Origin of the sequence: Micromonospora coriariae, assembly GCF_900091455.1 — a bacterium.
GTDB lineage: Bacteria > Actinomycetota > Actinomycetes > Mycobacteriales > Micromonosporaceae > Micromonospora > Micromonospora coriariae.
The window spans coordinates 6,845,427-6,867,681 of record NZ_LT607412.1; the positions used below are offsets into that span (position 1 = coordinate 6,845,427).

The window sequence follows — 22,255 nt, forward strand, 5'->3', positions numbered from 1 at the left end:
ACGAACAACCTGTTCGCGGGTGTGCAGATCTCCAAGCCGCCGGGCGAGATCCAACACACCTGAAGCCGGCGGCCGGACTGAAACGGGCGGGCTCGGCGTCACGCCAGGCCCGCCCGGATCGCCTGCCGTCTCGCCTCAACCATGAACCGCGATCCCTCAAGCTCCGGCCTCCACGCTACGAGGGGAATGGCACGCCCGTCCGGGCTGATCGGCGCCGATCCGCTGCGCCTACGCCAGCCCCTCCCCACTCAGGCGGTGCCACGAGGGGTCGGGGGGTGCCCCCTGAGTTGGCTCACGGTGCCGCGCTCGTGAGACCCGCGTCCCGTTCACCTGCGGTGATGCCTGCAGGTGGGGCTGTTTTCACGCACTAACCGAATGAGTCAACTGGGTCTGACCGGCCAGCCGTCTGGCGGCCTCAGAGCCGCAGCAGCCCCGCGGCGAGCGACTCACGCAATCCGGCGGGCGGCTCCTGGTATCCCTCGTCCCACAACGCACCGGGAAAGCCGCCGGCCGCGAACGCAGTGTTGAGATCGTCGACGAACCAGATCGCGGGCCCCACCTTCCCGTCGATTCCGGGGCCGGGCAGGTCGATGCCGTAGGGCGCGTCGCCGCTGATGTTCGCCTTGTGGAGCTCGTCGGGCGCGTAGTCGAGCTGGAACGGGATGCCGGCGTCCCGGCGCGCGGTGTCCCTGAGGTACGCGGCGTGCTCGGCCTCGTAGTAGGAGCGCGAGCCGCCCCGCTCGGCCCACTCGAGCTGCACCACCAACGGGTCCGCGAGCACGCTGGCCGGCCAACCCGGCAATTCCCCGACGAGCCACACATCGCCCACCTGCCGGATCCACGCGCTGATCGTCATCGGGAACGGCGCGAACGTCACCTCCAGCCAGTCGGCCAGCGCGGGCGCGCCCGGCGACGGGGGAACGTGGGCGCGACACGGCGTCCCCTCGTCGCCGTTCTCCTCCGCACGGAAGCCCCGCGCCTGCAGCCGCTCAACGAGCGTCTCGACGTTCCTGCGGGCACGGTCGGCGAACTCGCGCGCCACCGCCTCGGCGTCCTCGCGGTACGGGGCGTCGAAGACCCGTAGGCCAAGACCGCGCAGGTCGCGCCATACGTCGTCGGGATCACCGGACACGTACCGCGCGTGGAAGCTCGCCACGGCCACCATCCTTGCAGAGAGCCACCAGCGTCGGCGGCGAGGTCTCGGTTGCCGACTCAGCTGGCGATCCGCAACGTCATCAAGCAGCCGCGGCCGCTGGGCTCGGCGACCATCGCGATCAATGGCACGACACAGACCTTCGCCCCGAGGGTGTGCCGGTCGAGGGCGACGCTGAGCCGACGTTCGATCCGGCCGGTGGCCCATGGCGGGCCCGGCTGGCCCGCGCCTGCGCCGCGCACGTCAGCTTGGGGCCGGCGACGTTGCTGCTCTACGACGTCACAACGCTGTACTTCGAGACCGACGAGGGTGACGGGTTCCGCAAGCCCGGGTTCTCCAAGGAACGCCGGCTGGAGCCGCAGATCACCGTCGGGCTGCTCACCGACGGGTCGGGGTTCCCGTTGATGGTGCACGCGTTCGAGGGCAACCGGGCCGAGAACACCACCATGCTGCCGGTCCTACGGGCCTTCCTTAACGCGCAACCCCTGTCGAATGTCACGGTCGTGGCCGACGCGGGGATGATGTCGGAGGCGAACAAACGCGCGATCGAAGCCGCCGGGTTGTCGTTCATCCTCGGTGCCCGCGTCCCCGACGTGCCCTACGTCGTCACAGAGTGGCGCAACGACGTGTTCGTCCAGCCCTGGCCCGCCGGCCCCGGCGACAACCGCCGCGACCACACGATCTACCACCAGTACCGGGCTGACCGGGCCCGCCGCACCCTGCGCGGAATCGACCAGCAGATCACCAAGGCCGAAACCGCGGTCGCAGGCCGGACAGCGGTCAAGCGGAACCGGTACGTGCGCCTGACCGGCGCGGTCAAGAGCGTGAACCGGGCCTTGGAGGTCAAGAACCGGGCCCTGGCCGGGATCAAGGGCTACGTCACCAACCTGCCCAACCCCGACCCCGAGCAGGTCATCGGTGCCTACAGCCGACTGTTGCAGGTCGAGAAGTCCTTCCGAATGTCCAAGACCGACCTGGCCGCCCGGCCGATCTACCACCACACCCGCGAATCGATCGAAGCGCACCTGACCATCGTGTTCGCCGCCCTGGCCGTGTCCCGCTGGATCGAGAACACCACCGGCTGGAGCATCAAACGGTTCGTCACCACCGCCCGCCGCTACCGGACGATCACGATCCAGGCCGGCGACCACAGCATCACCGCCGCCGACCCCCTACCCGACGAACTCCGCGCCGCACTCGACGTCATCCACGGCAAGCCCCTCCCCACTCAGACGGTGCCACGAGGGGTCGGGGGGTGCCCCGATTCCTCCGGTGGTGGTCAGCCGCATAGGCTCCACTGCCGGTTGGCACCGCCCTGGCGGCCCAGATGATCATCGCGGTGCCGTTGCTCGTGCCGGTCTCGTTCGCGCACACCCGCCGTGACCAGCCTGATCACGTTGAAAAGGGGCTCAATTAACGGGTCGGCTCGCCGGAGGGCTGCACGAGGAACGATTTGATGTGGTCCAGCGCCATGTCCAGAGCAACTTCCATGGGTGCGACGTTGTGCGCGGCATTCGCCAGCAGGTAGCCGCCTTGCAAAGCTGCCATCAAACCTGTGGCCAACTTCTGCGGGTCGGCGTCCTGGCGCAGTGCACCGCTGTCCCGCATCCGGTGCAGACCGTCACTGATCAGCTTCTCCCATGCCGCAAACGTCTCAAACAGCATCGAACGAGCCTGCTCATCTTGATCGGACAGCTCGACAGCCATCGACCCGAGACCGCACCCGTATTTGCCGTTGTTCAGCGAGTTGGCCTGGACCAGCGCGTTACGCCACCGGACCAGCCCTGAAAACGATCTCAGTCGTTCGAGCCCTCCGCGCTCGCGCTGAAGCACAAGCGCGCCTCGATATTTGACCAACGCGCGCACGAGCTCCTGCTTGTCGGCGAAGTGGTGGTAAAGCTGCGACTTGCTGGTCTGACTTGCCTCGCGGACGTCGTCAAGGGTGGTCGCGTTCACTCCGCGCACGAACATCAGCCGGTTGGCCGCCTCGAGGATCCGCTCTCGCGTCGCGATGCCCCGTTGACTGATCCTCCGCCGATTCGTCGGCGCAGCCACCTGCTCGTCGGTCATCGTTCAAGTGTATCCAGCGCGCCCGATAGTTCATGGGTAATAGGACCTTGGAGTCCACCTGGTCTCATTGCGCATTCGCGTGGCCGTAAAGGGCGAACGCATGCGCCGCCGGCCTGGTTGAGCGAATGCCATGTGTGCGGGATCGTCCGACAGGGCGAGTCTTTTCCTGGACTATCTGGTCCTCGCGGACAGTGTGAAGGACACCGACGGCGACATCCGCGTACCGTCGGCCGCCTACAGGCCGGCTAGCCGGGTGGTGACGGCGGCTCGGGCGGGTGTCCGCGGGCGCGGGCGGCGTCGGATATGGCGATCCCGGTCAGGACGAGGGCAGCGGCGGCGGCGACCACGACTGGCGGCAGGGGGACCATCGCCGGTGTCAGGGCGGCCAACGCAAGGACGCCGATCGGTCGGGACAGGGACACGCGGCCGAATACCGCGTGCTCGAAGCGGGCGCGCCCGGCCAGGTACAGCGCGGGTCCGCCGAAGATGACGCCGATCCAGGCCGGTGGGGTGTGCCCGAGTGGATGGGTGATGACAAGTTCGTCGCCGACGGCTGTGGCGACCACGCCGGCCACCATGGCGAGGTGGGCGTATGACGCCGAGGCGGCGAGGCGGACCGGGTCGGCGGACACGGCGATCGCGTCCGCCAGGACCTGCCCAGCGCGGTAGATGTAGATCCGCCACAGCAGCACGGTGGTCGCGATCGACACTGCGAAGGCGGCGACCCTCTCCGGCGCGAAGCCGCTGTTGCTCAGCGCCAGCCCGGTGACCAGGATCAGCTCGCCGAGCGCGATGATGAAGAACTGCCGGTAGCGTTCGGACAGGTGCTCGCCCGAGATCACCAGGTCTTGGCTGGGCGTACGGCCCGCCCCCGGGGTGGGAAAGCCGATCTTGCCTGCCGTGTGGTCAAGGACCACCGCGAGCGCCCACAACGCGCCACGCGCCGTGCCGTGCACGAGCGCCCCCGCGAACCACGGCACCGCCGACAGGCCGTACCAGAACAGCCCGCGCACGCCGGTGCGCTGCAATTCGTGGCCACGCAGCACGGCCACCAGCACGAGCCCGCGGCCGAGCTGGACGGCGACGTAGGCGCCCGCGAAGATCAGGCCCGTGTCGCCGAACGCCTCGGGCACCGCAGCCGCCATCAACAGGCTGCCGACCATGGTCGCGATGACCAGCGTCTGGATGACCGGTCGATGCGGGTCGGTCCGGTCGGTCAGCCACGCGGTGCTGGACCAGACCCACCACAGGGCCCCCAACAGCACCAGTGTCCGGAAGGCGCCGTTCCACCCGAGGTCCTCGGCCAGGCCGCGCGAGAGCTGGGCGAGCGCGAGGACGAACACCAGGTCGAAGAAGAGTTCCAGGAACGTGGCCCGCTGTGGATCCTCGGCTTTCCGCACCAGCTCGGACGCCCTGCCCGTCGTCATCGGCTCGCCCGTTCTGCCAGCTTTGCTCCAGGTTTGGGAGCATTCTAGCGGCGGCGGCGGCGGTGACCGCGGACGCGCTGCCGTGAACTGGACTGACCGACCCCGTCACACGGACGGGCCACCTCGGCCCCAGGCCGGCGCGCGGACCGGGGTCCGCGCGCCGGAGGTGTCAGGCCTTCGCCCGCTTCGGGAGCTTCCACCCGGGGCGGGGGAAGTGGCAGGTGTAACCGTTGGGGTAGGTCTGCAGGTAGTTCTGGTGCTCGGGTTCGGCTTCCCAGAAGTCGCCTGCCGGGGTGACCTCGGTGACGACCTTGCCGGGCCACAGACCCGAGGCGTCGACGTCGGCGATCGTGTCCTCGGCGACCCGCTTCTGCTCGTCGCTGGTGTAGAAGATCGCCGAGCGGTAGCTGACGCCGATGTCGTTGCCCTGGCGGTTCTTCGTCGAGGGGTCGTGGACCTGGAAGAAGAACTCGAGCAGCGCGCGGAAGTCGGTCTTCTCAGGGTCGTAGACGACCTCGATGGACTCCGCGTGGGTGCCGTGGTTTCGGTAGGTGGCGTTCGGGACGTCGCCGCCGCTGTAGCCGACGCGCGTGGACACGACGCCGGGCTGGTGGCGGAAGAGCTCCTCCATGCCCCAGAAGCAGCCGCCGGCGAGGATCGCCTTTTCGGTGGTCACGTCGTTTCCTTACTTGTCGTCGGTGTCAGTGTTGGTGTCACTCGTGAACAGGGTGCGGTATTCGCCGTACCCTGCGTTCTCCAGGTCGTCGAGGTGGATGAACCGCAACGACGCGGAGTTGATGCAGTAGCGCAGTCCACCCTTGTCCCGGGGACCGTCGTTGAAGACGTGGCCGAGGTGGCTGTCCCCGTACAGCGAGCGGGCCTCTGTTCGAATCATCCCGTGGCTGGCGTCTTCGCGCTCGACGACGTTCATCTTGACGATGGGCTTCGTGAAGCTCGGCCAGCCGGAGTTGCTGTCGTACTTGTCGGCCGATGCGAACAACGGCTCGCCGGACACGACGTCGACGTAGATGCCAGGCTCGTGGTTGTCCCAGTAGGCGTTGGCGAACGCCCGCTCGGTGCCGTCCTGCTGGGTCACGCGGTACTGCTCCGGGTCGAGCCGCGATACGGCCTCCGGGTTCTTGTGGTACGGGGTCTGCTGGGGCACAACTCTCCCTTCCCGGCCTTTCGGCGTGAAGCTGCGGGGCCAGGCGAAACCCACCTGGACGCGCAGACGTACAGACACCCTGCGGGTCCGTTGTATTCCCGCAACCTCTACCTTCCATGGACCGTCAGGTCCAGGCAAGATGTCCCAGACGTGGCCGGGTGGATGCCGTAGCGACGGCGGCTGACCTGGTTTGCCTCATCGTCGAGGTACCACCAGCCTGGCCCCTAGAGTGGACTTGACGGACCAGTTCTACCACGGTTAGGTTCGGGTGTCCGGCGGTTGCCTCCGCTACCGACGAACTGTCCGACCTGCCCACCGGCACCGCGTTCCCCGGACGTCGCGCCACTCCCGCGGAACCGGGCTCTGCCAACACAAATCGCGATTCAGTGGGGAAGGAACGACTGTCATGAGTGTGAGTTCCGAGGGCGGTAGGCTCGGAGCCGTCGGGGCAGCAGCGGCATCGGCCTCGCCACGGCCCACCAGGTCCTAGCCGAGGGCTGGCGATCGACTTCGTCGTACCCGATAGCGCCCAAGTAGGTAAAATCGCCCGGCGAGTACGGGACGGACGAGTGCGGACAATCATCGGCAAACGTCGCTACCTCGACGACGCCGTCGCCGCCTTCAACCCGACCGAGCGGAACACCGGAAAGACGATCATCCTCGTGCACCCGTGAGCGACACGCGCCCTGACCCCTGGCCCAGATGTCGAACAGGCTTTCCATCCCGCCAAAGACAAATGATCAAGGAGACAATTCGATGAAAGCGATAGTGGTGACGGACCAGGCTGCGGGAACGGCCGGGATGAAGCTGATGGAGCGGCCTGAGCCGGAACCGGCGCTGAACGACGTCATCGTTCAGGTTCATGCGTCGGGATTCGTCCCGACCGAGTTGGCGTGGCCCTCTACCTGGACCGATCGCCTCGGCCGTGACCGGACGCCGTCGATCCCTGGGCACGAGCTGGCCGGAGTGGTCACCGCTCTCGGCTACGGCACGACGGGACTGTCTGTGGGACAGCGGGTGTTCGGCCTCACCGACTGGACTCGCGACGGCACCCTCGCGGAGTATGTGGCCGTCGAGGCGCACAACCTCGCGCCGCTGCCGGGCGACGTGGACTTCACGGTCGGCGCGAGCCTGCCCATCTCGGGCCTGACCGCGTGGCAGGGACTGTTCGAGCACGGCCGCCTTCGGTCGGGGCAGAGCGTCCTCGTGCACGGCGCGGCCGGCGCAGTCGGTGCGATGGTGACGCAGCTCGCAGTTGAGTTCGGCGCCCACGTCATCGGCACCGGACGTACTGCGGACCGTCAGAGCGCGCTCGACTTCGGCGCGCACGAGTTCGTCGACCTCGGCAACGACGCCCTGGAAGATGTCGGCGGAGTCGATCTGGTGTTCGATGTCATCGGCGGCGACATCGGGAAGCAGTCCGCAGGCCTGATCCGAGCCGGAGGAACGCTGGTGTCCGTCGTCGGACCGCCCGAGGCGCGGCCCGCCGACGGCCTGGCGGTCGACTTCGTCGTAGTGTCCGATCGCGCCCAACTGGGTGAGATCGTCCGACGGGTGCGGGACGGACGACTGCGGACGAACATCGGCACCGTCGCGACCCTCGACGACGCCGTCGCCGCCTTCAACCCGACCGACCGGATCAAGGGAAAGACAGTCATCCGCGTTCGCTCGTAAGGACCCGGCACACCCGAGCGTGAGAACGACCCCCGCAGGAGCGAGAAGTACGTCGATGGTGGGCCTTCACCTCCCGTCGACGACATCCGGCTGGGCGAGTACGACTACCGCCACGACCCGAAAGTGATCTGATGACCATCAACGAAGAGGCAACCGACGGCCCAAACGTCCCCGCGTTCGACTTCCACGTCGTCAACGACGAGAAGCTCCGCATCTACGGCGCCACCGTCGGGGACCGAGAGGTGGCCGGGCTGCCCTACAACGTGGCCGGAGACGACCGACTCGTGCTGCTGGGCACCTCGGTGTTCCCCGAGTTCCGCAAACAGGGCATCGCCACCGAGCTGATCCGACGCGTCCTGGACGACGTGCGCGGGCAAGGCAAGACGGTCACCGTCATGTGCCCGATCGTGAGCGCCTTCATCGAGCACAACCCCGAGTACGCCGACCTCATCGACCCCGAGCACCCGGGCGTAGCCCAGGGTCACCCCCAGTCGTCCTAACCCCCCATTAGCTCCTCGACCGAAAGTGTGACGATGACGATCGATTTCGAGGCCGAGGCGGTCGCCCGGGAAGAGAACAACGCGGTGATCATCGCTGCTCTGGACGAGACAAATCTCAGCGAGGTGGAATCCAGCTGGGAGCTCGATGTCATCAACGACGCGGAGCGCGGTCGCTGGATCGCCGCCCTCGGCGCCGAAGCGATCGCCGAGCTCCAGTACCGGTTCGTGGGCGGCCGTGTGGTGCTCCTGACGACCTGGGTCGACCCCGCCTACCGCCATAATCGGGTGGCCACGGAGCTCGTCGCTCGCGTGTTGGACGAGATCCGCGAGAGCGGGAAGAAGGTCACCATCATCTGCCCGGTCGTGGGTAGGTTCATTGCCCGCAACCCGGAGTACCTCGATCTCATCGACAGGGTCCATCCAGGCGCCGGCGCCTACCCCATGCACGAACCTGCGGGAGGCGACCACGACGAGGAGCTCACCGCGTTCGAGAACGACAGGACGTAGCGCGGTGTCGGCCCGCGGGCTCAGGTGAGGGCGGCGACCAGCAGGGCGAAGGCGGCGATGATGATGGCGACGCGGACGTAGTGGAGGCGGTCCCAGCGGTTCATCTGCTGCTTCCAGTCGGCGGGCCGGTTGTCAGGGGTCCACGTCTTGCCCCGGTTGTTGATCGGGACGAGCAGCAGGATCGACATGATCACGCTGAGGATCAGCAGTGCGCCGGCGGTGACGACGAGGCCGGCGCCGTGGTGGTGCCATCCGGCGATGGCCCAGACCGCGACGAGAACGAGCGAGGTGATGTACCAGACCGGCATCACGGCGCCGAGCATCCGGCCCCCGTGTGCGCGGCCGAGTTGGCCACTGTCGCCCGGGAGTGCGTTGAGGATCGGGTTGATGACGAAGGCGACGGAGAACTCCACCCCCACCATCACGCCGACGACCACGGTGGTGAACACCTGGAGCGCGTTGAGCATGATGACCCCTCCTGAGTTCTAGCGTTGGTAGCTGGAGTGGCAACGCTAGCACTGCTGCCGCTCGCTTGCATAGCGGTGCTAGGGTCGCATCATGTCGGTACAGGAACGCAAGGAGCGCGAACGGGCGGATCGCGAACGCCTCATCGTGGCCACGGCCCGCGAACTCGCCGAGCAGCAGGGCTGGGACGCGGTCACCACCCGCCGCCTCGCCGAGCGCATCGAATACAGCCAGCCCGTCCTCTACAGCCACTTCCGCGGCAAGCGCGAGATCATCGGCGCCGTCGCCCTGGAGGGCGCCGCCGAGATGGCCGCGGCGGTGCGGGCCGCGACCGCCGCCGCGGACGATCCTCGTACCCGGGTCACCGCCCTCGCCCGCGCCTACCTCGACTTCGCCGCACTTAACCCGGCGGTCTACGACGCCATCTTCCAGCTCGACGGCGGCCTGGCGTTCGCGCACGAGGACACCCCGGCACCTCTCAAGGACGCCTTCGCCGCGCTACTGGAGAGCCTCGGCGCGGTCGCCGGGGACGACGTCCACCCGGGGCTGTTCACCGAGACATTCTGGGCGGCCCTGCACGGGCTGGCCACCCTGACCCGGGCCGGACGGCTGCCGCCGGAGGACACCGCGCAGAGGGTGGAACTGCTGGTGGACCGGCTCGCCATGCTCTGACGCGCCGTCCCGGTTGGCCGCTCTGCGATGGATCCCGCGTCGGGCCGTCCGCCACCACCTCGCCGTCGCACAGCTGGATGAGCCGGTTGCTCGAGGCCGCTGCGGTCGGGGCGTGGATCACCATCACCACCGTCACCCGAGTCCGGTCCACCCCACTAACAACAGCCGCAGCACCTGCGCGCCAGTGTCCGGATCCAACGCCCCGGTCGACTCGTCCGCGAACACCACGACGGGGCAGCCAGCCAGTGCACGGGCGATGGCCGACCGCTGCCGCTGGCCAACTCGCCGACCGGCCGACCGGGCAGCCCGACCTCGGCCAGCAGCGCAGTGCAGCGACGTGCCCTTGCCCGATTCGGCCGCGCGCATGACCGCCACGAATGTGCTGGCCGGCACCACGAGCGAGACGCCGCGAAGCGCGGCGACCGGCCGGCGGCGCGAGCCGTAGATGCGGGTTACCCCGTCGAGTTGCACCACGTTGTCCATGCGTCTCAGACTCGGCGCTGGCGGCGACACGGACATCCGGGTGGCCGAACGATCAGGGGTCAAGCCCGGCAGCCGGCAGAGGGCAAGGCTCCTCGGCAACGCACCCACCGGTCGCAATGACCGCGTCAGGCCCCATCGACTACGGATCGTGATGCGCTTCGGCGGCGGTCGGCATGCAGAGGAAGAAGAACTCGCTTCCTACGAATACGTGCTTCTGCCAGTCAACCGGCGCCTCGACCGCGTCCAGGCGGCGCTCGAGCATGCCGGCGCCCACCCCGCCCTGGCGGACCGCTCACGCTGCGCCGAACGGCACCGCAAACCTGCACCATCGGCCCACGACAGCGGCGCTTTGTGGGCAATACACTTGCGACCTTGAATCCGGCCTGGGGGACGGCGGCAAATGCCCAAAAAGAAGATGTGGGTTGAGTACGACGACGGATCACATCTCTCGAAGTCGCAGAAGAAACCCGGCGAGTACAGTCCCCTGACTCGTGAAGACGCGACCAACAAGCTCGGTCACGTCACGCTGAGCGACATCGACGACGATGATGATGAAGAAGAAGAAGAAGAAGAACCGCCGATGGTGTACGGCTACACCACGGATTCGAGCGAGCCCGACAGACCGCCGGCACCTGCCGAACCCTTGTTGTCGGAGCGGGAGATGGAGATGCTCGGAGCCCTGCTCATCCTCGGCGCCACCGCCGTGGGCAGGGCCAAACCACAGGTGACGAAATGGCTGGCCGAGCAGGCGGTGCCGGCCGTGCGGTCGACGTGGAATCGGCTCAGATCTCGCGAGCCCGACCGGGCGGCCACCCGTGCCGAGCAGACCGCGGCGGCAGAGGCCGCACCCTCGACCGAGACGCAGGACGTGGTCGCCGCGATCGAGGCGTACCGGGCCAGCATGAGCACGGAGGAAGCGCGGAACCGTTTCCTGGCGGCCCTCGTAACCCGGCTGTACAGCGAGGACCAGCTCAGAATGCTCCGGGAGGCCCGAATCGAGGATGTCGATGGCCTCTTAGAACTGGACGGCATGGTGGAGCCGCTCACCGCCGAGCAGCTCCGGTCTGCCATCAGGGCGCTGCTCGATGAGGATGCGTTCCTGGTAGGCGACGGCGCGCAGGCTGAACTCGGGAAGATTCTCGGGACAAACCGCCCTGAAGCCGCCCGCGTACCCCTGGCCGGTGCACCGTCCACAGGTCCGCTCCGAACCGCCCGCGGGTTGTAGCTGCGACGAGCAGGCCGCCCACCGGCGTGGACGAGCAACCCGGTATCCAGCCGGTCATCCTGCCGTCGTACGCGCGCCCGCTCTTCGCCGTGCGCTGCGCCTACCGCCGAGCGAACGCCGGGTCGTCGCTGCGGGTGCGCGGCGCCGCATGTCGTATCAGCGGTGCTGAAATCGGTATGGGTGTCCAGCGGTTGCGACAGCGCCGGGTCGAGTGCCCGGATAGGGCCAGCGGTCGTCGTTCTGCCGCATTCGCTGGTCGTGCGGACTGCTGGGCAAAGTTGGACCTTTTGCTTCGGGGAAGCACAGCCGAAGGCGGCGGGGACCCAGAGGGCGAACCTCGCCGCCCTCGGAGTTGACCTCGACAACGGTCGTACGGTCGTACGTCAGGGCTGGATGGCGACGATGCGGCCGTCGACCCGTCCGCGTTCCAGCCGCTCGATCGCTTCGCCGATCTGCTCGAAAGAGACGGTACTGAGCAGAGGTTTCACCTTGTTGCGGCTAAACAAATCGAGTACGGCCCGGACGTCGTCGAAGGTGCCGCCAGCCGAGCCGAGGTAGCGCAACTCCTTCGACAACAGCGCCCAGGTGGATATGGTGGCGGTGCTGCGACCGAGTCCGACCTGAACGACGGTGCCGCCGTGCCCGATTGCCTCGAATGCTTCCGCCGTCGTCGTCCCGAAACCGGCGAAGTCAATGATGACTTCGAGGTTCTTGTCGGCGAATTCGCCGATGCTTCTCGCGACGTCGACGACGCCGACGTCGAGAGCACGGGGCCAGACATCTTCGTTGATCTCGACCCCGTACACCTCGGCACCGAGTGCCAGCGCGAACTGTGCTCCGAGGAACCCCAGACCGCCCAGACCGATAATACCGATTCGCGTGCCCTGCTTCGTCCCGCCGTACCGGACCGCGTGGTACGACGTCATCCCGGCGTCCATTGCGAGTGCTGCGTGGACAAAGTCGACGTCGTCCGGTATCCCAATGATGTGTTCCTGGCGGGCGACCACATACTCGGCGAAGCCGCCATCGCTAGCGTTACCCGGCGTCTCGAGAGTGGACGGAATCGCGACCCGTTGTCCGATCTTGAATCCGGTAACGCCGGCGCCGACTTGGACGACGACCCCCGACATCTCGTGCCCCAGCGTGATGGGAGCGAACGGAAGATGCGTGATCGTCCCCTCGAGATATCCGATGTCGCTGTGGCAGAGCCCTGAAGCCTTGACATCGATAAGGACCTGGCCCTGCCCCGCTTCGGGCACATCGACATCACGCAAGGTCAGGGGATTCCCCACACCTATGAACTGCCAGGCTTTCATTTGCGGCACACCTCTCTCATCCTGGTGCCGAGCGACGGGATCGTCCGCGCTCCGACACGCCGTGTTTGACGCCTCACCAACGCTACCCCGGCGTGATGACACGTCAATGACTGACGCATCACATCGAGGTCAGGTGTCGACGCAAGGCATCCAGAATCTCGGCCAACGACGCGAACTGCTGGGCACTCAGCGCGTCGGCGAAGTAGCGCTTGACAGTCGCCGTATGGATCTTGCTGGCTGTTTGAAAACGGGTCTCGCCCTGTGTTGTCAGCGTCACGTGGGTTGCCCGACTGTCATGTGGACCGGAGCCCTCGCGACGGACCAAGCCACGCATCTCCATGCGCCGAAGGTGATGCGACAAGCGACTGCGTTCCCAATCGATGCTGTCGGCCAACTCGGACGAGCGGATCCTCTTCCCGGGGGCCTCCACGAGGGCGAGCAGCACCTGGTAGTCACCCGACGAGAGTCCTGACTCAAGCGCCAGTTCGGCAGTCAAGGCGCGCGCGAGCGCCGATGTCGTATCGAGGAGGGAGCGCCACACCGCCAACTGTTGTTTCGTCATCGCCTCGCGCGGCGCTCGCGCCGGTCCGTTCGCGCTCGGTGTCGAATGAGTATCCCTATGGGCCTTTCGATCGGTCACATCCCCGATCATCCCTTGCGAGAGGTCGACCGTCTCGGCCGGCACACCTACTGACGCTGAAGAGATGTTTGTGCGAGTATGCGGCTTTCAATTTGTGTCTCGTTTCTGAGCCATACAGGGGACTTGGTTGCTGTGAGGTGTTGGCGGCCCGCACCGTTGGGTTCGGTCACCATTGACGGCCCGTTGGCCGAGCAAATCAAGATCATCACCAGGGCGGACAGGACACGGGCCCAGAGGTATCGGCTGCCAATGTCCATCAGCTGCAGGCGGGCCGAGGCCTCGTCCCAAACCGGGCACTCCCCCCAGCTCACAGCGCAGGTCAGCCAGTACCGACCAGTCCCCGGATGGCACAGCCATCTCGCTCGTAGGTCGGGGCGGAGCCACGCCGCCGGTGAGGCGATCGACAGGCCACCGTCGAACGGCAGCACGACGCCGGTGATGAAGTCCGCCGCCGACGAGGCGAGGAACGTCACGGCGGCGGCGACGTCGGGTCGGCCGACCCGCCGCAGTGGGTAGCCCTCGGTGACGGAGGGCAGGTCGGCCTTGCCGATCATGCCTGGGGGCGACGGCGTCGACGCGGATGCCGGCGGGACCATACTCGAGCGCGAGCTGACGGACGAGTCCCTCCACGCCGGCTTTCGCGGCCGCGTAGCCCGGCAGGCCGGGCGCGGCGAGGGTGGCGTTGACGGAGCTGACCGCGACGACGGCGCCGCCGCGCGGCAGCAGGGGCAGGACAGCGCGGACGACGTGGAACGTCGAGCCGAGGGTCGCGTCGAGGACGGCGCCACTACGCGTCGGTGGTCCGCTTCGCCGGAGCGACCGGCATGACCGCGGCGGCGGGCACCACCACGTCGAGCCGGCCGAGAGCGCGGTGGGCATCCCCGACGGCGCGGGGCCGCGCTGCACCGGGCACAGCGGCGCGAACAGCTCGTCGCGGCCCACGGACGACGGCGGCGCACCGGCGCGCATCGATTGACCACGAACACAGCCACCAGCCTCGGCAGCGGGCCAGGCGTTCTGTCCACAGAGGTGGATACGCCCGCACGCCGAGGGGCACGGCGGCTACTGCCGGATGGTGTTGAATGTAGAAACGAGTGCTATCGGAGGTCTACTGTGCCCGAACTCTCCATGCTGATCGAGCCGTCCGTCGCGCTCCCCACCGAACGGGTCGACGCGCTGGCCGCCGGGCTCGCCGATGACCTGCGATCAGTGCGGGGCTTTCAGGTCGCGCACGCCCAGTCGCCCGCCAGCGGGCACGGCAAGTCGCAGCAGGCGTGGGAGCTGGGCATGCTCATCGTCGGCGGTGTCTTCTCGGCGGCCACGATGCGTGCCCTCGCCCAGATCGCGATCGCCTATGCGGACCGGGTCAAGGCCCGGTCGATCACCCTGCGCAGCGGCGGCAACGAGCTGGTCATCACCGGGGCGACCCGGGTGGACCAGCGGCTCGTCGACCAGTTGGGCCGGCTCATGGCACCGGGGTCTGTCGAGTCGGCGGTGGGCGCCGCGCCGCCCGCCGCTCGCGGTCCGGTCGGGGAGATATCCGGTAGCTGATTGTGGGACAGCGACGGGCTCTGCTGGTCGCCAACGACCGGTACATCGACGATTCGTTGACGGACCTCTACGCCCCCCGCGAGGAGGCCCGGGACCTGCTCAGCCTGCTGGCCGACCCGGACGTCGGCGCATTCGACCAGTTCAGGTTGCTGGAGAACGAGTCGAAGAGCGCCATCGAGCGGGAGATCGAATCGATGCTGCGGGCCGCCGGCCCGGAGGACATGGTTCTGCTCTACTTCTCCGGCCACGGCGTACGCAGCAGCAAGCGAGGGCGGCTGCACCTGGCGGTCGCCAACACCGAGGTCGACCACCTCTCCTCCACAGCGATCTCCGCCTCGTTCATCCGTGAACTGCTCGACGAGTCCGACGCCGCCAGCTCGGTGCTCCTGCTCGACTGCTGCTACAGCGGCGCCTTCGAGGGGCTCGGCCTGAAGACGGCGGACGACGACCTCGCCCTCGACGGCGAGCTGCGGACCGGCTACGGCCGCTACGTCATCACGGCAACCAATTCCGTGGAACGTGCCGACGACGGTCGGCCGGCCATCGGTACCGAACCCAGGATGAGTTCGGCCTTCACCGGGACGATCATCCAGGGCCTCAGCACCGGCGCGGCGGACATCACCGGGCAGGGCCGGATCACCCCGGATGACCTGTGGCGGTACGTCCACGTGGAGCTGCCCAAGCGGTCGGCGCAGACGCCGTGTCAGTTCGGCAGCGCGAGCGACGAGATACACATTGCCCTGTCCCGAGAGGGGCAGCACCGTCAGCGCCTGCGGCGAGACCACCGCGATCCCCGCCTCGGTGACCTGCTGGGTAAGTTGGAGTCGACCGGTGACGTGCCGCTCTGCGCCACCGACTGGCGCCGGCGTGGGCTGCTGAAGGTGCCGGTCGGCCAGGCACACCGCGTCGACCAGCCCGCCGGCGAGCCGGTCTGGCTGGACCTGGCATCCGCCGAGGGCCACCTGCTCGTCGTCGGTCGCGCCGGCACCGGCAAGACGACCCTGCTGCGGACCATCATCGCCGGGCTGGCGCTCACGCACTCCACCAGCGAAGTGGCGATCCACTGCCTGGAGTCGGGCGGGAACTGGCTGGGGCCGATGCAGCGGCTGCCCCACGTCCGCTCCGTCCTGGGCGACGACCAGTTGGGCGAGGTCGGCAATCTGCTCGATCGTATGGAACGCGACGTCCTCGACCGCAAGCAGCTGTTTCGCCGCCACTCCCTGGAGTCTCCAGCAAGTCTGCGTGCCCGACGGGCAGGCTTGGACGGCGGGCCCTACCCGGACGTCTTCCTGATTGTGGATCGCTGGCAGGACTTCGCCACGCTGCTGGAGAGCTTCGCTCCCCGGGTGGTTGATCTCGCCAACAAGGGTCTCGGGTACGGGTTCCACGTGGTGATCCTCGACCGGAGCTGGCTGACCATCCCGGAGGAATTGCGGGAGCTGCCGCAGACCCGGATCGAAACCCGGCTGTCCCAGCCACACGAGTCGCTCGTCAATGCGGACCAGGCGGTTCGCCTTCCGCTGAACATGCCCGGCTGGGCCATTCATGGCCGCCGTACCTTCCGGATCGCGCTGCCCGAACCCGCGCTCGGGGAGAACGACCTCAAGGCAGAGGCGGAACCCGCCACGCCGGAGGAAGCCGACGGGTTGGTGCCGGTGATCGCCAAGGCGTGGGGGACGCTGCAGGCGGACGCAGGACCGGGGAGCCTCCGGCCGGCCCGGGAGGCGCTACAGAGTGAGGTGCTGACGCTGCTCGACCTGCCGGACCCCACGGCGCTCCAGACGTTCACGGGCCATCCAACGCCCACGGGCGAGGAGTACCTGCGGATACCCATCGGCGTCGATGAGATCGGCGGACCGGTGCGCCTCGACCTCAAGGAATCGGCCCAGGGTGGGATGGGACCGCACGGGCTGCTGGTGGGGGCGACCGGGTCGGGCAAGAGCGAACTGCTCCGCACGATCGTGGTGGCGCTGGCGGCCCGCCACTCGTCCAGCGATCTCAACTTCATCATGCTCGACTTCAAAGGCGGCGCCACCTTCGCCTCCCTGGACGCTCTGCCACACACCAGTGCGGTGATCACCAATCTCGAGCACGAGCTGTCGTTGGTCGAGCGCCTGGAGGTCTCGCTGTTCAGCGAGCTGAACCGCCGCCAGGAGCTGCTACGCGCGTCCGGGAACTACCCGAGCCGGTCGACGTACGAGGCGGCGCGGGCGACCGGGGCGCCTCTGGAACCCCTGCCCAGTCTGCTGGTGATCTGCGACGGGCTCACCGAACTGCTCACCGTCCGCCCGGAGGTCATCGACCTGCTGGTAACGATCGGCCGGCTGGGCCGATCCCTCGGCGTGCACCTGCTCCTGGCCGCCCAGCGGTTGGAGGAGGGGACGCTGCGTGGGCTGGAAAGCCACCTGTCGTACCGGATCTGTCTGCGTACCTTCTCCGCTGCCGAAAGCGTGACGGTGCTGGGCGTGCCGGACGCGGCTGAGCTGCCGAACATCCCGGGGCACGGCCTGCTGACGGACGGTGCCTGGATGGGCCGATTCCGCGCGACATACGTCTCCGGGGTACCGGTGCTGACCGGGGCGCAGGGCGAAGCGGTGTCAGCCGAGCTGGCCGGCCTCAGCGTGCTCGACATCGTCTTGGGCCGGCTGAGCGGCGGCGGGCCTGCCGCCCGCCAGGTCTGGTTGCCGCCGTTGGACACCGCGCCCAGCCTGGACCGGCTTCTGCCGCCGTTGGCTCGGCACCCGGCTCGGGGCCTGAACGCACCCGGCCCGGCTCCGCTGACCGTGCCCGTCGGAGTGGTCGACATCCCGCACGAGCAGCGACGGGCTCCCCTGCTACTTGACCTGTCGGGAGCCGACGGCAACGTCGCAGTTGTCGGTGCGCCGCGGTCGGGCAAGAGCACTCTGCTGCACGCCCTGGTGGCCGCGCTGGCGCTGATCCACACGCCGGAGGAGGTGCAGTTCCTCTGTCTCGATCTCAGTGGCGGTGCCATGGGTGCCCTGGGACGGCTACCGCACGTGTCCGGTGTCGCCGGCCGGCGGAACACCGAGGCGGTGCGCCGGACAGTCGCCGAGGCGGTCGCGGTCCTCGCGGCGCGGGAGGCGCGGTTCGCCGAGCAGGGCGTCGACTCCATCGCGACCTATCGTCGGCGGCGGGCGGCCGGGGAGTTCGCCGACGACCCGTTCGGTGACATCTTCCTGGTGGTTGACGGCTGGAACACCCTGCGCCAGGAGTACGAGGAGTTGGAGCAGACCATCGGGGACCTGGCCAACCGGGGGCTGGGTTTCGGCGTACACGTGATCGTGACGGCGGTGCGGTGGTCGGAGATCCGGATCAACATGCGCGACCTGCTCGGCACGAAGCTGGAGTTGCGGCTCGGCGACACGGCTGAGTCGGAGATCGACCGGCGGGCCGCCCAGAACGTGCCGGGCGGCTCGCCCGGACGCGGTCTGACCCGCGACAAGCTGCATTTCCTGACCGCCCTGGCCCGCATCGACGACCGGTGCACCGCCGAGGACCTCAGCGAGGCGACGGCCGACCTCGCCCACCAGGTCGCCGCGGCTTGGCCCGGGCCTCCGGCACCACCGGTACGGCTGCTGCCGCGCCAGTTGTCGGTGGCCGAGCTGGGCGAGTGCAGTGATCCGGCTGCCAGCGGCCTGCCTATCGGCGTCGACGAGGCGGCACTCGCCCCCGTCTATCTCGAGCTGCAGGGTGACCCGCATCTGACCATCTTCGGCGACGCCGAATGCGGCAAGACGAACCTGCTGCGGCTGATCGCCCGGGGCATCGTCGAGCGGTACACCCCGAAGCAGGCGCGGCTGGTCATCGCCGACTACCGCCGGGGCCTGCTGGATGCGGTGGAGGGCGACCACCTGATCGATTACGCCCCCTCAAACCAGGCATTCAGCCAGGGGCTCAGCTCGATGTCGAGCGCCCTGCAGGCAAGGCTGCCCGGCCCGGACGTGACAACGGCCCAGCTGCGTGACCGGAGCTGGTGGGTGGGCCCGGACCTCTACATCCTGGTGGACGACTACGACCTGGTCGCCTCCGGCGGGAACAATCCGCTCAGCGCGCTGCACGAGCTGCTGCCGCTGGCGCGGGATATCGGGCTGCACCTGATCATCGCGCGTCGGATGGCAGGTGTGAGTCGGGCACTCTACGAGCCCGTTCTGCAACGCCTGCGCGAGCTGGACTCGCCCGCCCTGCTGATGTCCGGTGACCGGGAGGAGGGCCAGATCTTCGGTGGGGTGCGGCCGCAGCGGATGCCGGCCGGCCGCGGCACGCTCGTACGCCGGCGCGACGGTGTCCGGCTGATGCAGACCGCGTGGTCGGAGCCGTGACCGGGCGCAGCATCATGCCCGCCCGGATGACCAATTCCGACTGATCACTCGGCGAGTCCACAATTCGGACCACCCGTCGACAACGCGATCAGCATCGAGGAGCATGCATATTTGTGTCTACCCGAGCCGCCGACGGCCCGCCGGTCGCCGCGAGCGACGGCCACAGCCCGGTCCCCGCCGCCCCGACCCCTGACCGCTGGGCCCGGTGGCGCTGGTTACGCCACGAGTGGACCGGCGCGATGGTCGGTGGCCTGCTGCTCGCGGTGGTGCTGACCTGGCCCACGATGCGGCATCCGGCGAGCACGGTGCCCGGCGACCTCGGCGACCCGACCTTGCAGGCATGGCAGATGGCCTGGTCTGGCCACGCCCTGGTGAGCCATCCCCTCGACCTCTGGCACTCGAACACGTTCTACCCGGAGAGGTACACGTTCGCCTACAGCGACACGCTCCTGGGATACGCCCCGATGGGCGCGCTCGGGTCGGGCTTCGAGGCCGCCCTGGTCCACTACAACGTCATGTACGTGCTGGTGCACGCGTTGGCGTTCGTCGGGGCGTACGCCTTGGTCCGGCAGCTCGGGGCGGGCCGGTGGGGCGGCGCGGTCGCCGGGCTCGCGTGGGCGTACGGGCCGTGGCGGCTGGCGCACGCGGGTCACCTGAACATCCTCTCCAGCGGTGGGATCGCGTTGTCCCTGGCGATGCTGGCACGCGGGCACGGCTGGTCGATGCGGCACGGGTACCGGCCGGAGCGACGCCGACCCGGGTGGGCGTTGGCCGGGTGGATCGTCGCCGCCTGGCAGGTCAGCCTGGGCTTCGGCATCGGGCTGCCACTGGTCTACTTCCTGCTCGCCGCGGTGCTGGTGGTCGCCGGCTGCTACGGCTGGTCGTGGTGGCGGCGGGCGAGAGTCCCGTTCGGCCGCCGGTTGCTGCTGGCCGACCTGGCCGGTGGGCTCGTCTTCGGGGCGGTGACGCTGCTCCTGGGACTGGTCTACCTGCGGGTCGCCGACCTCAATCCGCAGGCTGTGCGGTCCCTGGACTGGACGCAGATGTTCTCGCCGCCGCTGATCGGCTTCGTCACCGCCCCGGGGGACTCCTGGTTGTGGGGTGAGCCGCACGCGGCGGCCCGGGCACAGCTGTCCTGGCCCCCGGAAATGGCGTTGCTGCCCGGCATTGCCCTGATCGGGATGGCCATGGCGGGGCTGTTCGTCTCGGTGTATCCGGTCCGGTACCGGATCACGTTGGGGCTGGGCGTCCTCGCGACGGTGCTGCTGGGCCTCGGCGCCACGCTGGGTGGCGATGGGGACCCCGGCTACCTCACGCTGTCCCGGCACCTGCCCGGCTGGGACGCGCTACGGACGCCGGGCCGGATGATGCACTGGACCAGCCTGCTGCTGGCGGTGCTGGCGGCCGGGCTGGTGACGACGATCGCCGAGTCGGCGCGACGGTCCCCCACCCGCAGGCTCACGCGGCTGCTGGCGCCTGCGGTTCTCCTGATACCGCTGGTCGTGGTCGGGCTGGAGGGGGTCAACCGGACGCCGCACCCGGTGGTGCCGCGGCCACCCGCCGCGATGCGGGTGGCGCAGGAGCCCGTTCTGCTGCTGCCGATCGGCGGCACGAACGACCTGCACTACATGCTGTGGACGACCGACGGGTTCCCCCGGGTGGCGAACGGGCTGGCCGGCTTCGAGCCCGCCACCCTGGCGCAGACCCGGGCGGCGGCGGCCTCCTTCCCCGATCCCGGCAGCGTGGCCTACCTGCGGGGCATCGGGATCCGGTCGGTCGTGGTCATGCCCGACCGGGCCGTCTCGACGCCGTGGGAGGGCGTCGCGGCCCGGCCGGTCGACGGACTGGGCATCACGCGGGAGGAGCTCGATGGTGTGCTGGTCTACCACCTCGGGTGACGGCTCTGCGCGTACGGCCCGGGCGGGGTGACGACGTGCGGCTGTCGGTAGTGGTGCCCTGTTTCAACGAGGAAGCGTCGGTGGAAGGGCTGCACCGGGCGGTGACCGCCGCGCTGGCCGAGCTGTCCGACGTCGATGTCGAGGTGGTCTACGTCGACGACGGGAGCGCGGACGGCACCCTCGTGGCGCTGCGCCGGCTGGCCGCCGCCGACCCGTCGGTGCGGTACACGTCGCTGAGCCGGAACTTCGGCAAGGAGGCGGCGATGCTGGCCGGTCTGGAGCGCGCCACCGGGGACGCGGTGGTCATCATGGACGCCGACCTGCAGCACCCGCCGCGACTGCTGCCTGAGATGGTGGCGCTGTACCGCCAGGGGTTCGACCAGGTGATCGCCCGCCGGGACCGGCATGGTGACCGGTTCCTGCGGATGCTCGCCTCGCGGTCCTTCTACCGGGTGGTCAACTGGTGGATCGACGTGCGGCTGCTGGACGGCGCGGGCGACTTCCGGCTGCTGTCCCGGCTCGCGGTGGACGCCGTGCTGGCCATGCCCGAGTACAACCGGTTCTCCAAGGGACTGTTCTCCTGGATCGGGTTCCGGACGGTCGTGGTCGCGCACCGCAACGAGACGCGTCGGGCCGGTCGGAGCCGGTGGACGTTCGGCAAGCTCTTCAACTACGGGTTCGACGGTCTCCTGTCGTTCAACAACCGGCCGCTGCGACTGGCCATCTACGGCGGGCTGTTCCTCACCCTGATCGCGCTGGGATACATGATCTGGGTGGTCGCCGACGCCGTCGAGAAGGGCATCGACGTCCCCGGCTACACCACAATCATCGTCAGCGTGATCGGTCTCGGCGGGATCCAGATGATGATCCTCGGCGTCATCGGGGAGTACATCGGCCGGATCTACTACGAGACCAAACGCCGGCCGCACTACCTGGTCCAGGAGACGGAGGACCTGCTGACGGAGAACGGGCAGGCTCCGCGCGTGCCGGCCCGGCCGGTGGACCCCGTCCGGCAGCGGATGCCGGCCCGCGAGGATCCCACCCGGCACGAGGGCCTCCGTCGCGCCGCCGACCGGTCGGTGCGGGGCGACGCGCCGTAGCTGCCGGGCGGGGATCCGGCGGCCTTCGCGGTGCGCGGAGTCCGAGCCGATGCCGGGCTGGTGGGAATC

At 68.7% G+C, this 22,255-nt stretch carries 21 protein-coding genes and 2 pseudogenes; 10 read left to right on the forward strand and 13 right to left on the reverse strand.

All coding sequences use genetic code 11. From position 1 onward, the window contains the following. Window positions 1-415: 415 nt before the first annotated feature. A complete protein-coding gene (locus GA0070607_RS31775; protein ID WP_157743333.1) occupies window positions 416-1,156 on the reverse strand; it encodes a uroporphyrinogen-III synthase in 741 nt (246 codons plus the stop codon). 203 nt (window positions 1,157-1,359) lie between these two features. On the opposite strand from GA0070607_RS31775, the pseudogene GA0070607_RS31780 reads away from it, so the two are divergent. Next, window positions 1,360-2,352: pseudogene (locus tag GA0070607_RS31780) on the forward strand (IS1634 family transposase); the annotation flags it as partial. 214 nt (window positions 2,353-2,566) lie between these two features. On the opposite strand, the gene GA0070607_RS31785 reads toward GA0070607_RS31780, so the two are convergent. The 4 genes from GA0070607_RS31785 to msrB all read right to left on the reverse strand — a co-directional run bounded on the left by GA0070607_RS31785 (window position 2,567) and on the right by msrB (window position 5,815). Continuing rightward, the gene (locus tag GA0070607_RS31785) at window positions 2,567-3,223 is read right to left on the reverse strand and encodes a TetR/AcrR family transcriptional regulator (protein ID WP_089021495.1); all 657 of its coding nucleotides are present in this window, start codon (window positions 3,221-3,223) and stop codon (window positions 2,567-2,569) included. Window positions 3,224-3,468: 245 nt separating this feature from the next. Then, on the reverse strand, window positions 3,469-4,650 hold the full coding sequence (locus tag GA0070607_RS31790) for a low temperature requirement protein A (protein WP_089021496.1): 1,182 nt from the start codon (window positions 4,648-4,650) through the stop codon (window positions 3,469-3,471). Window positions 4,651-4,819: 169 nt separating this feature from the next. Next, a complete protein-coding gene (gene msrA / locus GA0070607_RS31795; RefSeq protein WP_089021497.1) occupies window positions 4,820-5,326 on the reverse strand; it encodes a peptide-methionine (S)-S-oxide reductase MsrA in 507 nt (168 codons plus the stop codon). Window positions 5,327-5,335: 9 nt separating this feature from the next. Beyond that, window positions 5,336-5,815, reverse strand: coding sequence for a peptide-methionine (R)-S-oxide reductase MsrB (gene msrB, locus GA0070607_RS31800; RefSeq protein ID WP_089021498.1), 480 nt, complete (start codon window positions 5,813-5,815; stop codon window positions 5,336-5,338). A 756-nt stretch (window positions 5,816-6,571) separates the two neighbouring features. On the opposite strand from msrB, the gene GA0070607_RS31810 reads away from it, so the two are divergent. The 3 genes from GA0070607_RS31810 to GA0070607_RS31820 all read left to right on the forward strand — a co-directional run bounded on the left by GA0070607_RS31810 (window position 6,572) and on the right by GA0070607_RS31820 (window position 8,496). Continuing rightward, window positions 6,572-7,489: an NADP-dependent oxidoreductase gene (locus tag GA0070607_RS31810; RefSeq protein WP_089021499.1), complete on the forward strand. Its 918-nt coding sequence runs from the start codon at window positions 6,572-6,574 to the stop codon at window positions 7,487-7,489. Between the two features lie 131 nt (window positions 7,490-7,620). Further along, entirely contained in the window at window positions 7,621-7,989 is a 369-nt protein-coding gene (locus GA0070607_RS31815; RefSeq protein ID WP_089021500.1) for a GNAT family N-acetyltransferase, read from the forward strand. 33 nt (window positions 7,990-8,022) lie between these two features. Beyond that, entirely contained in the window at window positions 8,023-8,496 is a 474-nt protein-coding gene (locus GA0070607_RS31820) for a GNAT family N-acetyltransferase (protein WP_089021501.1), read from the forward strand. Window positions 8,497-8,516: 20 nt separating this feature from the next. On the opposite strand, the gene GA0070607_RS31825 is transcribed toward GA0070607_RS31820, so the two are convergent. Continuing rightward, a complete protein-coding gene (locus GA0070607_RS31825; RefSeq protein WP_089021502.1) occupies window positions 8,517-8,963 on the reverse strand; it encodes a DUF1772 domain-containing protein in 447 nt (148 codons plus the stop codon). 91 nt (window positions 8,964-9,054) lie between these two features. On the opposite strand from GA0070607_RS31825, the gene GA0070607_RS31830 reads away from it, so the two are divergent. Then, a complete protein-coding gene (locus tag GA0070607_RS31830; protein WP_089021503.1) occupies window positions 9,055-9,633 on the forward strand; it encodes a TetR/AcrR family transcriptional regulator in 579 nt (192 codons plus the stop codon). A gap of 132 nt (window positions 9,634-9,765) precedes the next feature. Here GA0070607_RS31830 and GA0070607_RS33930 read toward each other — a convergent pair whose 3' ends face one another. Together GA0070607_RS33930 and GA0070607_RS33935 are read right to left on the reverse strand one after the other, a co-directional pair. Next, window positions 9,766-10,116: a P-loop NTPase family protein gene (locus tag GA0070607_RS33930; protein ID WP_089021504.1), complete on the reverse strand. Its 351-nt coding sequence runs from the start codon at window positions 10,114-10,116 to the stop codon at window positions 9,766-9,768. Window positions 10,117-10,255: 139 nt separating this feature from the next. Then, a complete protein-coding gene (locus GA0070607_RS33935) occupies window positions 10,256-10,378 on the reverse strand; it encodes a hypothetical protein (RefSeq protein WP_269458407.1) in 123 nt (40 codons plus the stop codon). A gap of 138 nt (window positions 10,379-10,516) precedes the next feature. Between GA0070607_RS33935 and GA0070607_RS31840 the strand changes: the two genes are divergently transcribed. Continuing rightward, complete coding sequence (locus GA0070607_RS31840) at window positions 10,517-11,341, forward strand: hypothetical protein (protein WP_089021505.1); 825 nt, start codon at window positions 10,517-10,519, stop codon at window positions 11,339-11,341. A 383-nt stretch (window positions 11,342-11,724) separates the two neighbouring features. On the opposite strand, the gene GA0070607_RS31845 is transcribed toward GA0070607_RS31840, so the two are convergent. The 5 genes and pseudogenes from GA0070607_RS31845 to GA0070607_RS33940 all read right to left on the reverse strand — a co-directional run bounded on the left by GA0070607_RS31845 (window position 11,725) and on the right by GA0070607_RS33940 (window position 14,210). Beyond that, a complete protein-coding gene (locus GA0070607_RS31845; protein WP_089021506.1) occupies window positions 11,725-12,657 on the reverse strand; it encodes a zinc-binding dehydrogenase in 933 nt (310 codons plus the stop codon). 118 nt (window positions 12,658-12,775) lie between these two features. Then, complete coding sequence (locus GA0070607_RS31850) at window positions 12,776-13,342, reverse strand: MarR family winged helix-turn-helix transcriptional regulator (RefSeq protein ID WP_231930630.1); 567 nt, start codon at window positions 13,340-13,342, stop codon at window positions 12,776-12,778. A 2-nt stretch (window positions 13,343-13,344) separates the two neighbouring features. Continuing rightward, window positions 13,345-13,851 (reverse strand): SDR family oxidoreductase, encoded by a 507-nt coding sequence (locus GA0070607_RS31855; RefSeq protein WP_269458408.1) that lies wholly within the window; start codon window positions 13,849-13,851, stop codon window positions 13,345-13,347. A gap of 64 nt (window positions 13,852-13,915) precedes the next feature. Then, a pseudogene (locus GA0070607_RS34245) lies at window positions 13,916-14,029 on the reverse strand (SDR family NAD(P)-dependent oxidoreductase); the annotation flags it as partial. A 55-nt stretch (window positions 14,030-14,084) separates the two neighbouring features. Further along, window positions 14,085-14,210 (reverse strand): hypothetical protein, encoded by a 126-nt coding sequence (locus GA0070607_RS33940; RefSeq protein ID WP_269458409.1) that lies wholly within the window; start codon window positions 14,208-14,210, stop codon window positions 14,085-14,087. Window positions 14,211-14,410: 200 nt separating this feature from the next. On the opposite strand from GA0070607_RS33940, the gene GA0070607_RS31860 reads away from it, so the two are divergent. From GA0070607_RS31860 to GA0070607_RS31875, 4 genes are all read left to right on the forward strand, one after another. Continuing rightward, entirely contained in the window at window positions 14,411-14,848 is a 438-nt protein-coding gene (locus GA0070607_RS31860) for a hypothetical protein (protein ID WP_157743334.1), read from the forward strand. Window positions 14,849-14,850: 2 nt separating this feature from the next. Next, window positions 14,851-19,188, forward strand: coding sequence for a type VII secretion protein EccCb (eccCb, locus tag GA0070607_RS32905; RefSeq protein WP_089021508.1), 4,338 nt, complete (start codon window positions 14,851-14,853; stop codon window positions 19,186-19,188). A gap of 113 nt (window positions 19,189-19,301) precedes the next feature. Then, complete coding sequence (locus GA0070607_RS31870) at window positions 19,302-21,086, forward strand: hypothetical protein (protein ID WP_331716441.1); 1,785 nt, start codon at window positions 19,302-19,304, stop codon at window positions 21,084-21,086. A 35-nt stretch (window positions 21,087-21,121) separates the two neighbouring features. Next, window positions 21,122-22,186, forward strand: a complete 1,065-nt coding sequence (locus tag GA0070607_RS31875; RefSeq protein WP_231930642.1) for a glycosyltransferase family 2 protein — start codon at window positions 21,122-21,124, stop codon at window positions 22,184-22,186. Window positions 22,187-22,255 lie beyond the last annotated feature (69 nt).